Source organism: Terriglobus saanensis SP1PR4 (genome assembly GCF_000179915.2).
GTDB lineage: Bacteria > Acidobacteriota > Terriglobia > Terriglobales > Acidobacteriaceae > Terriglobus > Terriglobus saanensis.
In genome coordinates this window covers 266315-284253 of record NC_014963.1, presented here as the reverse complement: position 1 = coordinate 284253, position 17939 = coordinate 266315, and the positions used below count along the sequence as shown (strand labels likewise).

Annotated in this window: 13 protein-coding genes; 7 read left to right on the top strand and 6 right to left on the bottom strand. The window is 58.5% G+C overall.

Going from position 1 to position 17939, the window contains the following annotated elements; all coding sequences use genetic code 11:
• Positions 1-23: 23 nt before the first annotated feature.
• Positions 24-1217: a phosphatidylinositol-specific phospholipase C1-like protein gene (locus tag ACIPR4_RS01130; protein WP_013566803.1), complete on the bottom strand. Its 1194-nt coding sequence runs from the start codon at positions 1215-1217 to the stop codon at positions 24-26.
• 342 nt (positions 1218-1559) lie between these two features.
• On the opposite strand from ACIPR4_RS01130, the gene ACIPR4_RS01125 reads away from it, so the two are divergent.
• The 6 genes from ACIPR4_RS01125 to ACIPR4_RS01100 are packed head-to-tail and all read left to right on the top strand — an operon-like array spanning position 1560 to position 8792.
• A complete protein-coding gene (locus ACIPR4_RS01125) occupies positions 1560-2426 on the top strand; it encodes a ThuA domain-containing protein (protein ID WP_013566802.1) in 867 nt (288 codons plus the stop codon).
• 23 nt (positions 2427-2449) lie between these two features.
• A complete protein-coding gene (locus ACIPR4_RS01120) occupies positions 2450-3607 on the top strand; it encodes a Gfo/Idh/MocA family protein (RefSeq protein ID WP_245536416.1) in 1158 nt (385 codons plus the stop codon).
• A gap of 32 nt (positions 3608-3639) precedes the next feature.
• A complete protein-coding gene (locus tag ACIPR4_RS01115; protein WP_013566800.1) occupies positions 3640-4599 on the top strand; it encodes a sugar phosphate isomerase/epimerase family protein in 960 nt (319 codons plus the stop codon).
• An 8-nt stretch (positions 4600-4607) separates the two neighbouring features.
• The gene (locus ACIPR4_RS01110) at positions 4608-6011 is read left to right on the top strand and encodes a multicopper oxidase family protein (RefSeq protein WP_041585862.1); all 1404 of its coding nucleotides are present in this window, start codon (positions 4608-4610) and stop codon (positions 6009-6011) included.
• 25 nt (positions 6012-6036) lie between these two features.
• On the top strand, positions 6037-7200 hold the full coding sequence (locus tag ACIPR4_RS21350) for a c-type cytochrome (protein ID WP_222829254.1): 1164 nt from the start codon (positions 6037-6039) through the stop codon (positions 7198-7200).
• Between the two features lie 56 nt (positions 7201-7256).
• Complete coding sequence (locus ACIPR4_RS01100) at positions 7257-8792, top strand: acido-empty-quinoprotein group A (protein WP_013566797.1); 1536 nt, start codon at positions 7257-7259, stop codon at positions 8790-8792.
• Here ACIPR4_RS01100 and ACIPR4_RS01095 read toward each other — a convergent pair whose 3' ends face one another.
• From ACIPR4_RS01095 to ACIPR4_RS01085, 3 genes are read right to left on the bottom strand one after another with little or no spacing between them, the layout of a single operon-like run.
• The gene (locus tag ACIPR4_RS01095; protein WP_013566796.1) at positions 8793-9860 is read right to left on the bottom strand and encodes a beta-propeller fold lactonase family protein; all 1068 of its coding nucleotides are present in this window, start codon (positions 9858-9860) and stop codon (positions 8793-8795) included.
• On the bottom strand, positions 9857-10618 hold the full coding sequence (locus ACIPR4_RS01090; protein WP_013566795.1) for a carboxypeptidase regulatory-like domain-containing protein: 762 nt from the start codon (positions 10616-10618) through the stop codon (positions 9857-9859). The genes ACIPR4_RS01095 and ACIPR4_RS01090 overlap by 4 nt, the downstream gene beginning before the upstream one ends.
• A gap of 12 nt (positions 10619-10630) precedes the next feature.
• Positions 10631-11665, bottom strand: a complete 1035-nt coding sequence (locus tag ACIPR4_RS01085; protein ID WP_144312269.1) for a cytochrome-c peroxidase — start codon at positions 11663-11665, stop codon at positions 10631-10633.
• 105 nt (positions 11666-11770) lie between these two features.
• Between ACIPR4_RS01085 and ACIPR4_RS01080 the strand changes: the two genes are divergently transcribed.
• On the top strand, positions 11771-13099 hold the full coding sequence (locus tag ACIPR4_RS01080) for an MFS transporter (RefSeq protein WP_013566793.1): 1329 nt from the start codon (positions 11771-11773) through the stop codon (positions 13097-13099).
• On the opposite strand, the gene ACIPR4_RS01075 is transcribed toward ACIPR4_RS01080, so the two are convergent.
• Both ACIPR4_RS01075 and ACIPR4_RS01070 read right to left on the bottom strand, forming a co-directional pair.
• Complete coding sequence (locus ACIPR4_RS01075) at positions 13100-14092, bottom strand: carboxypeptidase-like regulatory domain-containing protein (protein WP_187290231.1); 993 nt, start codon at positions 14090-14092, stop codon at positions 13100-13102. It lies immediately after the preceding gene.
• Between the two features lie 379 nt (positions 14093-14471).
• Positions 14472-17849 (bottom strand): TonB-dependent receptor, encoded by a 3378-nt coding sequence (locus tag ACIPR4_RS01070; RefSeq protein WP_013566791.1) that lies wholly within the window; start codon positions 17847-17849, stop codon positions 14472-14474.
• Positions 17850-17939: the final 90 nt, after the last annotated feature.

Below are 17939 nucleotides of genomic sequence, written 5' to 3'. Positions count from 1 at the left end.
GCGGCCCTTGTATTTTTTCAAAATTAGTGCTTTTCCGGGGTTTCCGGGTGGTTCGCCGGAGATGGTTCGGCCACGCGCGGGATCGCCGGCTCCAGAAGGGCGTTGTTGCAGCCAGCAGGTGCGTTCACCGGATTGCACCGAGCTGCTAGACCTCCGGGCAGACCGACGGTATATCCGGTCCAGGGAGCGGGTTCCGAAACGGGAAAGTCGGTGCTAATCATCTGCGCGCCGCCCGCAAGCAGCAGATCGCGGCGGGTGGTGTCGTTGCTGCGGCCCTGATCGGTGTTGAAGTCCGACCGCGTGCGGACAAGGTATCCCTGCTTGACCAGAGGGTCGATGGCCTCAGGTTTGCCGTTGTCCTGCTCCACAAAGGCGGCTCCGGGTTCGCCGGGGCGGCCGTTGGTGAAGAGCGCGCGACCCTTCATGATGGGATGCCCGGCGAGGTAGGCGGGCGCGGATTTGCGGTTGTAGAGAAGAAACATCACCTTACCGCGGGATTTTGCCAGCGTGGGCCACTTTCCGGCGAGCACGGCAGCTTCCAGCGTTGGGTAACTGCCGCGCACCTGATCCGGGGTGATCATCTCTTTTTCGCGGAAGACGGAGCGGATCTCCTTATCCATGGCGTCCCAGGTCTCGGCGGTCCAGGGTTCGGCGGTAACTGCGTCGGGCATCTGGCTGATCTTGCCCTGCTTGTCTTCGATGAGGAGGAAGATCGGGACGTGCTTCGGGTGGGCTTTGGACCATGTGCGGATCTGCTGCAGGCAGGTGACGAAACGTTGGCAGCTGCTGCGTTCGTTCAGGTCGCCGAGGTGGATGACCTTGAACCCGGGTTTGTCCATCTCATGGGTGGGGTCGAAGTCGGGGTCGGCGGGAAGTCCTTGCTCTTTAGTGATTTCGACGATCTTCGGGTGCGCGAAGCGACCGCCTGCAGGATCCTGCACGATGTCGAGCTCCAGTTGGCGAATGCCGCCGGAGAGCTGCGCGGGAAGCGAGAGGTGGTGATACTCCAGACCGTGGTACGCCTTGGCGTAGGTGGCGGAGAAGTACTTTGCCTCGCTGGGGGCAAAGCCGGTGTTGTAGCTGTTGTGCGTGCCGATGACCTGGATCTGGTTGAGATGGAGGAGCTTGTCCTGCGCCGACTGGCTCTGGTTCTGCGCGATGCCGAGAGAAGAAGCGGAGAGAACGAGTGCTGCGAGAGAGCGGGTGAAGACGGGCATCCGGCGGAGCCTTTCTGGCGGTGTGAGCTGGTCTCCGAGGAGATCTGGTTTATGCGCTCCGCGCGACCCCACCCTTTCGCAAAATGCCGCGAAAGAATGGGGCACAGATGCCGGAACGAAGCCTTATCGCTGATTATCAAGGGATTTGCGGTGGCGGAGGTACGTCGTCTGACCTAAGCGCCTTAGTATTTCGCACATAGGATTCCCCTCTCGGACGCGGTTGTGAAAGGATGGCTGCCATGCTGGCGGAGCGATCCTCAAGCGCTCCCAGGGTGACGGTTGTAGACCGGCGACTTTCCTGCGCTCGGCTCTGTAAGATAGCGACACTTTCTGGAGGTTCTTTTGCGACGTCTTCTGAAGCTCAGCACGCTGTTCTGCCTGGTTCTCTTTGCCGGATTCACCTTGCCTTCCTATGCACAGAAGGGCCAGCCCCCTTCTCACACGAAACCGACGCACGTGCTGCGCGTTCTGGTGATTGGGCAGACGAAGGGATTCGAGCATGATTCCGTTTCGGACGCGATGTCCGCCATTCTGCAGATGGGTGAAGAGACGGGTCTGTGGGAGACGATCATCCGTACAGACACGGAGCTGCTGACGAAGAAAAAGCTCGACAAGAATGCAAAGAACCTCGACTACTTCGACGCGGTAGTCTTTGCCAGCACGACGGGCGAGCTGGACATGGATGCGCAGCAGAAGGCCGACCTGCTCTCCTTCGTCCATGAAGATGGCAAAGGATTTGTAGGTATTCACGCTGCGCTGGACACGAACTACAAGTGGCCGGAATACGGTGAGATGATCGGCGGGTACTTCGACCAGCATCCGTGGTTCACCTTCAATGCACCCATCCTGAACGAGGGTGGAGACTTTCCCGCGACACGCCACTTCCCTGCCGCGTTTACGAAGTACGACGAGATCTATCAGCCGATGACGTGGTCGCGCGACAAGGTGAATGTTCTGCTGAGCCTGGATGCGTCGAAGCTGGACTACGCCGACAATCCTCGGATTCATCGAGCGGATCGCGACTTTGCCGTGGCGTGGTCCAAGATGTACGGAAAGGGCCGCGTCTTCTACTCCACGCTGGGACATACGCAGGAGGCGTGGAAAGACCCCGAAATTCGTAAAATGTACCTTGAAGCGATCAAGTGGTCGATGGGTCTAACTGAAGGCAGCACGGCGACACACGCACGGCTCACCACTAACTCGCACTAAGGGATTGCATGAAGAGATTGGGTATGGGACTGGTAGGGCCTGGCTTTATCGCAGCGCATCACATCGATGCGGTGCGGCGGCTGGGCGACGTAGACGTGGTGGCGATTGCGGGATCTTCCGTGGAGTCGGCAAAGCGCAAGGCTGCGGAGTACAAGGTCGGACGTTCGTACGGCGACTATCGCGAGTTGATCGCCGACCCGGATATTCATGTGGTTCACAACACGACACCGAACCACATGCACTTTCCGGTGACGATGGCGGCGATTGAAGCGGGCAAGCACGTGGTCTCAGACAAGCCGCTCGCGATGAACTCCGATGAGAGCCGCAGGCTCCGCGATGCGGCGATTGCGGCAAAAGTGGCGCACGCCGTGACCTTCAACTATCGCGGAAACCCGCTGGTGCAGCATGCGCGTACGATGGTGGCCGATGGAAGCATTGGCAATCTGACTTTTATTCAGGGCTTCTATCTGCAGGACTGGCTGACCGATCCGAACGTGTATTCATGGCGATCCGATCCGGCGAAGGGTGGCGGTACCTCTGCTCTGGGCGATATCGGATCGCACTGGTGCGATCTTGCGGAGCATGTCTCTGGCAAGAAGATTGCCTCGGTGCTGGCGGACATCACTACGGTGGTGAAGACAAGATACGCCACCGAAGGATCTTCCGAGGCCTTCTCCAAAACAACATCCGGCGACCGCAAGGCAATCCCTATGACGAGCGAAGACCTGGCCACAGTGTTGCTGCGCTTCGAAGATGGGACGAAGGGTACGTTCTCCGCGGCGCAGACTTTGCCGGGACATAAGAACGATCTGCAGTTTGAGATCAGCGGTCTAAAGCACTCCCTGAAGTGGCGGCAGGAGGAGCAGAACGAACTCTGGGTGGGAAGCCATGAAGGGCCGAACTGCATTGTAGGCAAGGATCCCGCGCTGGTGGCGGGCGAAGCGCTGCGTTACACGCATCTACCGGCGGGCCATCAGGAATCGTGGGCCGATGCCTTCATGAACATCGTCAGCGATGCGTACACATGGGTCCGTGCGGGAGCGGGGATCCAGGATAAGCCGTCGCCGCTGCCAACCTTTGACGACGGCTACCGTTCCAACTGTATTGTGGATGCCATTCTGGCGAGCCATGCTGCAGGCAATACATGGCAGAAGGTGCAGTACTTTCCGCCATCTTTCTAACCGTACCAACCGAAGCGCATGAGAGAACCACGATGAGACTTGGAGTTTTTACACCACTGTTGTCGACGTTGCCGCTCGAAGGCGCGCTGGAGAAGCTGAGCACGCTCGGCATTCGTACTGTAGAACTGGGCACGGGAAACTATCCGGGTGACGCGCACTGCAAGTTGTCCATGCTGGAAGACGAAGCCGCGCTGGCGAAGTTCCAAAAGACCCTCGCCGACAAGGAGTTCACCATCTCTGCACTGAGTTGCCATGGCAACGGTCTGCATCCGGACAAAGAGCAGGCGAAGGTGGCGCGTGAAACAAGTCGCAGGACGATTCTTCTCGCAGAGAAGCTCGGTGTGTCCACCATCGTGGATTTTGCGGGATGCCCGGGGAGTACGGTGGGTTCGAAGTATCCCAACTGGGTGACCTGCCCGTGGCCGCCGGAGTATCTCGACATACTGAAGTGGCAGTGGGACCAGGTGGTAACGCCTTACTGGAAAGAGCATGCGAAGTTCGCAACGGATCATGGTGTGAAGATTGCCATCGAGATGCATCCTGGCTTCGTTGCGTACAGCCCGGAGACGATGCTTCGGTTACGCTCGATTGCCGGGCCGTCGGTGGGCTGCAACTACGATCCAAGTCATATGTTCTGGCAGGGGATCGACCCGATTGAAGCGATACGCGTTCTGGGCGATGCGATCTTTCATGTTCACGCGAAGGACACGCAGATGTACCCTGCCAATCTTCCGCGCACGGGCGTGCTGGACACGAAGCCTTACACGGACGAGCGCAATCGCGGTTGGATCTTCCGCACCTGCGGCTTTGGGCATGGAGCCGAGTGGTGGAAGGAGTTTGTCTCCACGTTGCGGATGTTCGGTTATGACGGTGTGCTTTCGATTGAGCACGAGGACAGTCTGTTGTCGCCGGATGAGGGCCTGAACAAGGCTGTTGAGTTCTTGAACTCTGTTGTGCTGAAAGAAACACCGGGGGCTGCTTGGTGGGTATAGATAAAGGGATGGATCGTAGAAGCTTTCTGGCAACGGCGGGCGCGGCACTCACTTCAACGGCACTCCACGCGGCGGTGCGCAAAACTCGCGCGGTCACCGGTCCTGCGAAGGCGGACCACACGCTGCGCATCGCGCCGACCAGGCTGGAGATCGCTCCGGGCGTGGTCATCGACACCATTGCTTACAACGGGCAGGTGCCGGGGCCGCTGCTTCGCCTGCGCGAGGGTGTGCCGGTGACCATCGATGTGACGAACAACTCTCCTGTTCCCGAGATTGTGCACTGGCACGGGCTCGCGATTGATTCGCTGAACGATGGCGCGGTCGAAGAGGGTTCGCCGATGATACCGGTGGGCGCGACCCATCGGTATCAATTCACGCCGAACCCTACAGGGACGCGTTGGTATCACACCCATGCGATGGCGATGGATAATCTTGCCGCTGGTGCTTATACGGGGCAAGCGGGGTTCCTGATCGTCGAAGGCAAGAAGCAAGCGGGGCACGAAGGCCATTACGACCAGGAAATCAATCTGGCTGTGCGCCACTGGGAGCCGAGCTTTGTCCCCATGGTGGACATGCTGCGCGAGCAGTCCGCAAATGTGCCGCAGACCAACGGCTCCGATGTGGGCTACAAGTACGCCACCATGAACGCGCACATGCTGGGCGCGGGCGAACCGCTGCGCGTGAAGAAGGGTCAGCGCGTGTTGATGCGTCTGCTGAACGCGAGCGCGACGGAAAATGTCGTTCTGGCACTGCCGGGGCATACCTTCAAGATCATCGCAATGGACGGCAATGTTGTACCGAATCCGAAGTCGGTAGAAGTGCTTTCGCTGGCTGTGGCGGAGCGCGTGGATGCGATCGTGGAGATGAACTCGCCCGGCGTGTGGGTGCTTGGTTCCACGCTGGAGAAGTCGCGGCAGATGGGCCTTGGCATTGTGGTGGAATATGCGGGCCAGAAGGGCGCGCCGGTCTGGAAAGATCCTGCACCTGTTGAGTGGGACTACTCGATCTTCGCAAATCCGACGAAGGCAGCGGATCCAGATGAGACCTTCGTCCTCACCTTCCGCGATAACGGCCACAAGATGGATTCGAAGTTCGATGTATGGACGATCAACAACCGCTCGTGGCCGGACATCGATCCGCTGGTGGTGCAGAAGGGCAAGCGCTATCGCATGGTCTTTCGCAACGGTAGTGGCGACCAGCACCCGATGCATCTGCACCGGCACACCTTTGAAGTGACACAGATTGGAAAGACGCAGTTGAGCGGCCTGATGAAAGACGTGATCAACGTCATGCCGTTGCAGTCAGTCGCCGTGGACTTTGTAGCGAACAATCCCGGCGACACGCTGATGCACTGTCATCAGCAGCTCCACATGGACTACGGCTTTATGCAGTTGATCAAATATGCGGGGTAAGTCAGAGAAGATGCCTAAGAGCTTGATGAAGAGAACTCACCTCGCCGCTTCGACGCTGGGCCTGCTTGTAGTCACGGGTGCGATGTTGCATGCGCCAATGCAGGTGCGCGCGGCATCCGCTGCTGCATCGCTCGCGCCGCGGCAGAAGGTCGCGCATTACCTCCGTCTGGCTGCAGCATTGGATGCCTTGGGGCAGCAGAAGTCCGCCACGCCCACGCCAGCTCCTCCAGCAGGGCCAGCTTCTGTGGATGTTCTCGGAGCTCAGGTCTACGAAGACCACTGCGCGATCTGCCACGGCGAAAAGCGGGAGGGCATTCTTCCGTCGTTTCCTCCGCTGATCGGTGTGAGCCATCGGTACGACGATGCGGCGATCATCGACCGCATCCGCCACGGCAGAGGCCGTATGCCTGCCTTTCCGAAGCTCAGCGAGATCGAGATCGGAAATCTTCTGCACTTCATGAAGAGCGGCGAAGTGATCGCGGTGAATCCTACGGTAGGATCCACGGCGACGCTCTCTCCTCTTCTTGAAAACGGGAAGTCGCTGTTTCAACAGAACTGCTCCTTCTGCCATGGACGCGATGCGGGCGGTGGCGAGACCGGGCCGGATCTGACGCGTTCCAAGCTGGTGAATGCGGATGTCAACGGCGACAAGATCTCTGAAGTGATTCACAATGGACGGCCGCCGCGCATGCCGCGCTTCAGCTTCTCGGAAAACGAGACGGCGGGAGTTGTGGCCTATGTGCATTCGATTGTGACGGCAGCGCAGAAGGAAGGCCGTCGCCGTGGCGTGGACGTCTCCGATCTGCAGACGGGCAATGTGGATGCAGGCAAGAAGTACTTCAACGGCGCGGGCGGTTGCGCCTCCTGCCATTCTCCGACGGGCGATCTCAAGGGCATTGCCACGCGATATGAAGGCCTCCAGTTGGAACAGAGGATGCTGTATCCGCGCGGGACAAAGGTCAAGGCCAGCGTGACGTTGCCTTCCGGAGAGAAGGTTGCGGGGACGATCTCGTATCTCGATGAGTTCACGATTGCGATTACGGATGCGTCCGGCACGTATCGTTCCTGGCCGCGCACAACGGTGAAAGAGAACGTAGAGAAGTCGCTGCAGGCACATGTAGATCAGTTTCCCAAGTACACCGATGATGACATTCACAACCTGATGGCTTATCTGCAAACGATGCGTTGATTGGGCGTTAAAAGCGCGACTGCAAGAACCGTGGTAACAGAAAGGTTCCAATCGATATGAACTGCGTGAAGCATTTTGTTGTACTGCTTGGGTTGGCCCTGCTCTCGGTTCCTTCAACGTCTCAGAACCTTACGGCGAACGATCTACTGCATCCTAAGGCCGAGAGCTGGCCGACGTATCACGGTGATTACACCGCGCGACGCCACAGCCCGCTGACGCAGGTCACCAAGGACAACGTCAAGAATCTCGGGCTGGCGTGGGCTTTTCAGACCAACCAGGCTGCAGGCATCAAGGCGTCTCCGATCCTTGTCGATGGCATTCTGTACTTCACCGTGCCCGACAACGTTTACGCCGTAGACGCGCGCTCCGGCCACCTGGTCTGGCACTATACCTATCCGCCAAACAAGGGCCAGCACATCGGCCAGCGCGGCGTGGCGATGTACAAGGGCTATATCTTCACGACAACTCCCGATGCGCACCTGGTCTCTTTGAATGCGAAGGACGGCACAGTGCGATGGGATGTTGTGGTGGGCGATATGACCAAGGGTTACTGGACGACGATGTCTCCGCTCGTCATCCGTGACCACGTGCTTGTCGGCATGGGAGGCGACTCCGACAACATCACCGGCTACATTCGCTCCATCGATCCGGAGACAGGCAAAACGCAGTGGCAGTGGGATGCGACACCGCCTGCGGGAACACCCGGCGCACCAACAGGCGGCATGGCGTGGCTTACCGGAAGCTACGATCCAGATCTCAATCTCACCTACTGGGGAACGGGAAATCCTACGCCTGTGCTGAATGGCACCGTACGCCCTGGCGATAATCTCTATACGTGCAGCATCATCGCTTTGAACCCGGACACCGGCAAGATGGCGTGGGCTTTCCAGGCGACGCCGCACGATACGCATGACTGGGATGCGACCGAGGCCACCGTACTCGTCGATGGCGACTTTCACGGCAAACCGCGCAAGATGCTCATGCAGGCTTCGCGCAATGGGTTCTTCTTTGTGCTCGATCGCAAGACGGGTGAGAACCTTTTGACCACGCCCTTCGGCCCGGTGAACTGGACATTAGGCATCGGCAAGAATGGAAGTCCTATCCCCAATCCCGACAAAGACCCGAAGCGCGATGGACGCCTGATCGCGCCGGATGAGGGCGGCCTGACGAACTATCGTTCGCCGAGCTTCGATCCCAAAACCGGCCTCTTCCTTGTCGACGCGCACCCCAGCTACAGCCTCTACTTCACTAAGCCCGAAGATGGCGCCTACGGCTGGGCCGGTGCGGATTATGGTCTGTGGGGTAAGGGTGTGGTTGAGGCCATCGACTATCAAACGGGCAAGTTTCGCTGGACGCACGACCTAGGTGACGGCAGCGGCGCAGGCATTCTCACGACGGATGGCGGTGTCGCCTTCACGGGTGATCAGGTGGGAAACATTCTCGCGCTCAACACAGAGGATGGCAAGACGCTGTGGCACTCCGGTACCGGATCGTCGATGCAGGCTTCGCCCATTACGTACGAGCTGGATGGGCGGCAGTATGTCGTCGTCGGTACCGGAAGCGTGATGTTCGCGTGGGCCTTACCCCAATGATTACCGTAGCAAGGCCACGACTCCCCAAGGACCGGTTCCGGCCTTAACCTTCTTCGTGACTGTGTTGGTGGCGAGGTCGACGACGGCGACGTCGTTCGACGGGCCGTTGGAGGAGTAGAGCGTCTTGCCGTCGGGCGAAAGCGCAATGCCCCACGGGCGCTTGCCCACGGCAACGGAGTTGAGGACGGTGTCTGTCGCGGTGTCGATGGTGAAGACCTTGCCGCCGCGCCCCGTGCTTACGTAGAGCTTGCTCGCATCTGCCGAGAGCAGTACAGCCATGGGCTTTACGAGTCCCGGCTGGCCGAGTTGAATGGCCTTCGCCACTTTGCGCCTGGCAACATCCACCACAACGACCGTGCCATCGTTTTCAGCGTTGATATAGGCGTGCTTGCCGTCCGGCATAAAGGCCACTGAGCGCGGGCGGTGTCCTACTTTGAAGGTCGCGGTGATCTTTCCGGCTACGGGATCCAGCACTGCGATCTCGCTTGTCTCTTCCGATGTGACGTAGACGAACTTGCCATCGGGCGAGATCTTTACGCCCTCAGGCTGTGCACCGATCTTCAACTCTTTCACCACGGAGCCGGAGGCGATATCCAGAACGCTGACGGCGGAGACATCTTCGTTAGAGATGTACAACTGCTTGCCGTCCTTGCTCACATCGAAGTTCTCTGGGTCAGAGCCCCCCTTAATGATGCGGACGAGCTTGTTCTGCGCGACGTCGAAGACACCGATACCGTCCGCGTTCTTGTCCGGCGGAGGGAGCGTGCTCTCATCCACATCCGGACCTGCGATGGGCGAACCGCTGAGCGCGATGTAGAGCGTCTTGCCATCGGGACTGGGATGGATGCCGCGCGGACGCTTGCCGAGCGGCACGGTGGCGATCACATCATACGAGCCGCCGTCAATCACCGTGAGATCACCGGAGACCTCGTTGGTCACATAGAGCCGAAGCGGAGAGGACGCGTGGACCGCTTGGTTTTCCTGCGTGGCAGGCGCTTTCGAAGAATGGCATCCAGTGACTGCAACCGCGAGGCCTACGAGAAGAACGAGAGAAGTCCGGGGCATCATGATTTTCCTTTGTACGTAAAGTTTGCCGTTGCGTTTGTTTGGGAAGCGACCGTGATCTGCTGCTCCTGTGTCCCAAGCTTTTCCTGCCAGATGGAGACCGTATACGTCCCTGGGGGAAGATTTTTGATCTCGAAGCTCCCATCATCCTTCGTGACCGCGAAGTAAGGATGATCGAGGACGCCGATGTAGGCGTGCATCCAGCTATGGATGTTGCACTTCACTGGAATCATGATCTCCGACTTGATGAACCGGCGTGTCATCGGATCGTCACCGGGGCCCTGGCTGTGGTTCCACTCGCGATTTACCATCGCCATGGGGTGAATGTTGTGCGTGACAGGATCTGAGTTGACGACCTTGAAGGGTTGCCCGGTCTGCAGGCCGAGGAGGCGCGGACGGAACCAGCATCCACGCTGATCGATCACAACGGGCGTCGTCGGAGTTTCAAACTTCTTTCCTTCGAGGCCTTTGCTGATGTACACAAACGCATTGCCCAATGCGCCGTGCACGTCGACCACAAGCGATTCCTCATAGGCTTTGCCGGCATGCGCCATCACGCATGCCGGGTCTTCCTCCATATTGATCAGCTGAAGATGCGGGCGCGGCCCGGCGAACTTCACCTTCCCGGAGATGGAGCCCGCAGTGGCGGCATCTACTTTGAAGTAGGAAGGCGCGGCGGGAACAGCAACGGGAACTGGGGTGCTCTTCTTTGAGCATCCAGCGAACATAACAATGAACAGCAGGCAGAGATTTTTCTTCATGGCTCTTCCACTTTACTTCTTCTTGTCCGGAGGTCCGACATCGGGCGGCATCTCACCGGTGAGGGATTGCATAAACGCGACCAAGTCTTCGCGGTCGGTTCCGTTGAGATGAATCTTCTTCATCTCGGGGTCTAAATAAAGATTGGAGTTTCCGCCACCGGCGTAGAAGTCGACGACCTCTTTCAAGGTCTTCAAGCGCCCATCGTGCATATAGGGCGCGGTGTTGGCGACGTTGCGCAGCGTTGGGGTTTTGAAGGCGCCTGTGTCTGTCTTCACCTTGGTTTCGTGATATCGCCCGACATCGCTGAACTGGTCAAGATCTCCCACACCTTCGCCGGTGTTGTGGAATTTGCCGTCGGTAAAGAGAGCGTCGTGTGGGCGGACGGTATGGCACGCCGCGCAGTTGCCCTTGTTCGGATCGAGAAAGACCGCAAGACCGCGTGCTTGAGAGATCGTAAGCGCCGTTTGGTCTCCACCATACTGGTAACGGTCGAAGGCGGAGTTGCCGGAGAGGAGCGTGCGCTCGAAGCTGGCGAGTGCGTTTTCGATGCGCCCGAGCGTGACGTTGTCCGTTCCAAAAGCCTTTGCAAACATTCCCTTATAGGCACTCTCCGCGGCGATCTTCTTTACGGAGACATTATGTGGCTGATTCATCTCGATCGGATCTGCGATGGGGCTTGCCGCCTGCTCCTCCAGCGTGAGGGCGCGGCCGTCCCAGAACTGGAAGGGAAGATACGCCGCGTTCATCACCGTAGGCGCATTCCGGAGCGACATGCCACCGAGACCTTTGGAGAGCCTCTGCCCGTCGGTGAAGTAGGTCTGCGGATTGTGGCAGGAAGAGCATGCAAGCGAGTCATCCTGCGACAGGTGCTTGTCGAAAAAGAGCATGCGTCCCAGAGCGATCGAGTCCGACGTGGGCGGGTTGTCGCGCGGAAGCGGGAGCGGCGGCAGGCCCAGGGGAACAGCGATGGAAACGGCCTTACCCACGGGCCGATTCTGCACACGCGAACGGCAACCGCCGACGGCGATCAGAAGAACCGCTGCCATCGTCAACGACACAACCGAAGAACGAAAAAACAAGACGCCAACCCCCTCTTAAGGATACCTGTGCTCTATCTGTCGTAGTACTTCCGCAATTAGGATTGTGAGTGCATGCGAGTGAAAAGCGAAAACACTATCGTTCCTGTGATCGTCCCCCAAAACCGCCCCGGCCATGTCCTCTTCGCCAGTCTTGTCGGAACGACGGTCGAGTTCTTCGACTTCTACATCTATGCCACGGCGGCGGTGCTGGTCTTCCCGAAGCTCTTCTTCCCTGCTTCGGATCCAGCTTCGGCAACGCTCGCCTCGCTTGCGACCTTCGGCATCGCGTTCCTTGCCCGACCTGTTGGCTCCGCGCTCTTCGGACACTTTGGCGACCGCATCGGACGCAAGACCACGCTGGTCATCGCGCTCTCTACGATGGGCCTGTCTACCTTTGCCATTGGCGCTTTGCCGACGTATTCGACGATCGGTTTTGCTGCACCACTGCTGCTTGCACTCTGCCGCTTCGGGCAGGGAATCGGCCTTGGCGGCGAGTGGGGCGGCGCTGTGCTCCTCGCGATTGAAAACGCTCCGCCGAATAAGCGCGCCTGGTACGGCATGTTTCCGCAGCTTGGCGCACCTCTTGGATTCTTCCTCTCCGGCGGTGTCTTTCTCCTGCTTTCGCGCCTTCTGACGGACCAGCAGTTCTTCCGCTTTGGATGGCGGCTTCCCTTTCTCGCCAGCGCGCTGCTGGTGGTGCTCGGCCTCTATGTCCGCCTCACCATTCACGAGACGCCCGTCTTCCAGAAGGCGATGGATCGCCACGAGCAGGTAAAGTTCCCGATGCTCACGGTCATGCGCCGCCACACGCGTCCGTTACTCGCGGGCATTCTGGTCTGCCTCGCAACCTTCGTTCTCTTTTACCTGATGACGGTCTTCGCACTCTCGTGGGGCACAACGGTGCTGGGCTTCAGCCGCGGAAAGTTCCTGCTGATGCAGATGGCCGTGATTCCGCTCTTTGCGCTTACCATCCCGATCTCCGCCTTGCTGGCAGAGCGTGGCCGACGCCGCGTGATGCTCTCGGTCACGGTAGCGATTGCGCTGTTCGGTCTGGTGATGGCGAAGATCTTCGTTGCGGGAACGGCGGGAGCTTTGGCCATGATGGGCATAGGCCTGGCGCTGATGGGCATGACGTACGGCCCGCTTGGTACCGTGATCTCGGAGCTCTTTCCCACGCCTGTTCGCTATACGGGAAGCTCGTTGGCCTTCAGCTTCGCGGGCATTCTGGGCGGATCGCTCGCGCCCTATGCGGCAACGTACCTCGCCCGCTCCTACGGCCTGCCGTATGTGGGCTATTACCTTGCCACAGCAGCAGCGCTCTCGCTCGCCGGCCTTCTGCTGGTACGAGAGACCAAGGACGACGATCTCGCACAAGCCACAGACGCGCCACGCATCGAGTAGCTACGGTTTGCCCTGTGCGTAGTTCGGCACACTGGGCGTGTACTTCCGCAGGACAAATTCGCGCACCAAATTGCCGATGGAGCTGGCCGCAATGCCCAACAGGGCGTTGTCGACCGTCAATCTGGCTCCGCGATCGTCTGCCGGATGGTAGAGATTCGAGACGCCTCCGGCGATAAAGCTGCCCAGGATGTAGGAGTAGTTCGGCTGCGAACGCCCGTTGTCTCCACGGGTCACGAAGGGCCTTGTCATGGCATAGAATGCGCGGGACCTGGTGCTCCCCGATCCCATGTAGAAGTAGCGCGGATCCTGGTGAAAGACGGAAGGAAGAACAGCGTATCCCATGAACCGGCCAACGGCACTGGTCGCATAGGAGGCCCCATAGCGTTTCGCATATCCTTCGGTACCTTGGCCGTATGCGGGAAACCGGTCGCGCGCCTGCTCGATGCCAGCCACAACGCCCGTGATCACAAAAGCCACAGGATCGGTGCGCGACTTCATCGCCAGGTCGAACTTCTGTTTGGCCGGGAGCGGAGCGGCGTTCCAGATGTAGCTGCTGTAGAAGTTCGGAACGATGCCGAGGACGCGCTGCTTCTCCGCGAGCTTCACCTGTTCGACGGCGAGCTCTTTTTGCGTAACGACGACCTGGACATCGGTGCTTGTGCGCAACAGGGGTAGTGCGATCTTGGGAAGCTGATGATTTTGTCCCTCGTGCAGGACGATCTCGTCCAGCTTCAGGGTCTCCAGGCCGGGCGAACTGATGGTCACGCTGTACTTACCAGAGGGGAGACTCGAGAACCGGAAGTTGCCTTCACCATCCGAAGTGATGACGGTCTCTGCCGAAGCACCCTCCATCTTAAGGGTCACCTTCGCCTCCGGGACGATGCCTCCGTTGAGGTCGAGCACGGTGCCGCTGATGCTGCTGGAAGACTTCTGCTCGGATTGCTCGCCAGCCGATTCCCTTCCTGAAATGGAACTTCCGGGAGATTCAGGCAAAGTGTTCAGCGCTTCCGAAGTCTGTTGCGCAGAGCCGTAAGCTATTGAAAATAAAAGAGAACTTCCCAGAAAAATAAGACGCAGGCTGCGTACCCAGCGACGTTCGATCGCTCGCAAACGGGCGAGGCGCGACAGGCGCCTTCCCGTCGCATTTTTTTGCCAGCACTTTTTTTGAATCGAAGAAGGAGCCCCGGACATCATGCAGCGAGAATACTTGAATCGACGCTTTTCTGTCTGTCCCCCGAAAGAGTCTCTCCCCATGCCCTTGGAAAGTGAGGAAATTCCCTCGCGAGGGCAGGACTTTGCTTAAAACGCACTCGGCGCGAGAAGAGGAGGCGAATGCCCTCCTTTTTCTCGCGCCGAGTGGACAGTGGTTCGTTTAGAACGCGTACTTCAGAGACAGCTGAATGTCGCGGCTGTTGCTGACCGTGTTCGTAATCTGTCCGAACGTAGTGTCCGTGACGTTGCTGTCTGGTTGTTGATAGCTGGCGATGTTGAAGGCATTGAACGCGTCCGCGCGGAACTCGAGACGATGCTCGTGATACACGCTGAAGGACTTAGCCAACGCCATGTCGATGTTGTGGAAGCTCGGTGCGCGGAAGGTTCCCGGCCGCACATTGCCGAAGGCACCCTGCGGCTGCTGGCTGTAGGTACAAGCACCCACCGACTGATCGCAGACGGTAATGTCCGTTCCCGCGCCAGGCGTTGTCCCCACAGTACCGAAGTAGTTGTTCAGTCCGCGGTTCTTCTGGTGGTAAGCGAGGTTCTGTTGTGGACGCGCCGAACCAGAGAAGGCAAAGACACGGCTTGAGAATTCAGCAGGTGAGCTAAGCGTTACGGGGAAGCCCGAGTAATAGACCTCCGAACCGCTCAGTTTCCATCCGCCGAGGAGAGAATCCACCACGAAGTTCGAACCACCACCGTACTTCTTGCCGCGACCGAAGGGAACGTTGTAAACGCCCGTGACCGACAGGTTATGGCGCGTGTCCGTACCGGCAGGTCCCCACTCCGAACGCATGTCGTAGGCATTCTGCTGGTAGTACTGACCGCTGTTGTTGTTGGTGACGCCATAGAAGCCGATATCATCCGTTAGCGACTTCGAGTAGGTGTAATTAGCCGTGAGTTCCAGGCCGCCCGTGGGACGGAGGCGATAGGTAGCCTGCAATCCGTTGTAGTTGCTTGCGGACTGGGTCTGCGTGATCTTGATCACGCCGCCCACGCCTACGATGTTGTCGAGAGGTCCAGGAAGCGCGTTTCCGTTCGCATCGACGCCCGTGGACTGGTTGCCCCAGTAGGGATCGGTGAGGTGGTGACCGAGCACGCCAACGTATCCGATCTGGAACGAGGACGTGTTGTTGATCTGGTATTCGGTCGTCAGGCTGAACTCCTGAACGACAGCGGGCTTCAAGTCCTTAGGCCACACATAGAACGTCGTGGTCGGAACCTGAGTGGTAGGAAAGCCATTCGCGGCCTGGAGGAACTTTCCGGGGTTGTAGACGCCGTTGACCGTGCCTGGAGCAACACCCTGCTGCTCGAAGTCCTTGTGGAAGGGAGGATTCTGGGTAAGACGAAGGTTGGCGCCGGTTCCTTCCAGATAGCTGGAGATACCGTAACCTCCGCGAACCACCGTGCGTGAGGTGGGCGAATAGGCAAAACCTACGCGCGGCTGCCACTGGTTATAGACAGCGTCATAAAGGGCGCGGCTTGCGCCGTTCTGACCTGCCAGAATGATCGCCTTGGTATTGAGATCGACGTTCGCTTCTTTGTTGTTGACCTCATAGATCGGCTGCGAATATTCGTAGCGTAGACCGAGATTAATCGTCAGATTCGGACGAAGCTTCCAGTCATCCTGTGCAAAGAAGGCATCGCGCCATTGCCGCTGTCCCGTACGTCCGGTCACAGCTCCGACGGATACATCGCTGGACCGGTCTGCCACGAAGTCCGCAAAGGGGTAGGTGGTACCACCAGGAAGGGCGGTATAGGTACCGTTATAAGTAAACGATCCAAGCTCTCCATCGTTGCCAGGGTAGAAGCTGTTCTGTTGATAGCGAATGAACTGCACACCGAACTTGAGCAGGTGCTTGCCCTTCTGCCATGTCAGGTTGTCCGAGTAGCCGAAGATGTTGTCGATAAAGATCTCGGGCGTGGGGTTGGCTCCAACGTTGTCGATCGCGAACGCTCCGCTTCCGCCGCTGAAGGTCTGCTGACTGAAACCCTGCGTCAGTTGAGCCGCGCTGGGAATTCCAACGAGGTTATTGCCGTTGAAGCCAAAGACGCCGCTGGGATCGGTCGTAACACCGCTGTTGAAACGGATGCGACCGTAGTTCGCAGCAAAGGAGTTCACGATCGAAGAGCTGAAGGAACGGACCCAGGTGGCGTTGAACAGATGATCAGGATAATCACTGCTGCTGGGAAACTGTACCGGCAAAGGATTCGTGATTTGACCGTCGCGTGCAATGCCCTGCGAGTAGCGGAAGGTAAAGACATCGTTGCTGTGCAGATGCCAGTCAATTTTGATGTCGCCCTGATCATTCGCGTTGAATTTGCGCTGATGACCGACGAAGTTGTTCTGAATTCCGAGAGCGTCGATGCCCGGCGCGTTCGGAAGAGGGTAGATTTCGGGATGCGCAAAGAGGAACTGCGCCACCTTGCTTGTGATGGGAACCTGGTTGTTGGCGTAGGGAACTGGGCCGCCCGCAGCCTGCGTGTCATAGAGCTGAAAGGGTAGTGAGGCGAAGTTTCCCGTGCGGAAGGCTGCAGGCGCTACGCTTGCGGTAAGAAGTCCGCCCGTGTGTGACCGCGCCGCCGCATAATCCGCAAAGAAGAAGAGGCGATCCCGGAAGATCGGTCCGCCGATGGTGCCACCGAACTGCGTCGAGGTGAAGGGATTGATTGGGACGATCTGCCCGGGGACGTTGTGATCGTTGCTCCAGCTGTTGGCGCTGAGGTTCTCGTTTTTCAGGTAAGCGAAGGCGCTCCCATGAAACTGGTTGGTTCCACTCTTCATGACAGCGACGATGGTGCCACCGTTCACATTTCCAAACTCTGCGTTGGCATTGCTGGTGATCACGCGCATCTGCGCGAGAGCGTCGGGGCTGGGGTTGTAACCAATCGTATTGTTGATGTTTTCGTTGATTTCCTGCCCGTCGAGGAGGTAGTTATTCGACTGCTGACGGTTGCCGTTAACGGAGACTTCGTTGTCGGCACCGGTGGACCGCTCGGTCGAGTTAGAGCCACCAAAGGAAGGAAAGCCCGGGGAGACCGCTCCCGGCGTATACACCGCGAGCTGGCTGAAATCGCGGCCGTTGAGAGGAAGCGAATTGATTGTGTTTTCGGTAATGGTAAGACCAAGCGTCGCGCTCTCTGTATTGAGAATCGGCTGCATCTGGTCTGTGACATCCACTGTCGTTGTGGCGGAGCCGACCGTCAGGGCAATATCCACCTTGGCAGTCTGATCGATCTCCAGCGCAAATGGGCCGTAGTTGGAGATCGTAAATCCTCCAGCCGAGACATTCACTTTGTACTGTCCAATCTGGAGAAAGCGGATGGAGTAATCGCCGGAGGAGTTCGTAGTGGTGGTCGTGCTGACACCGGTCGCTGCGTTGGTTGCGACTACTTTGGCACCTGCAATGATCGCGCCGGTTGGGTCGGTAACGGTTCCACGAATCGAGCCAGTGACGGTCTGTCCCAGAACGGGAAGACTACAAAAAAGGGCGAACAGGATCGCCCACGCGAAGGGCGTGGCGGTACGTTTCATGGGTCTGCCTCCAAATGAAACTTCTGTTAAGCGTCGTCTCGCAACGCAGTTTTATGAGATACGCGGCGAGAGATAGGGATCTTTCTCGCT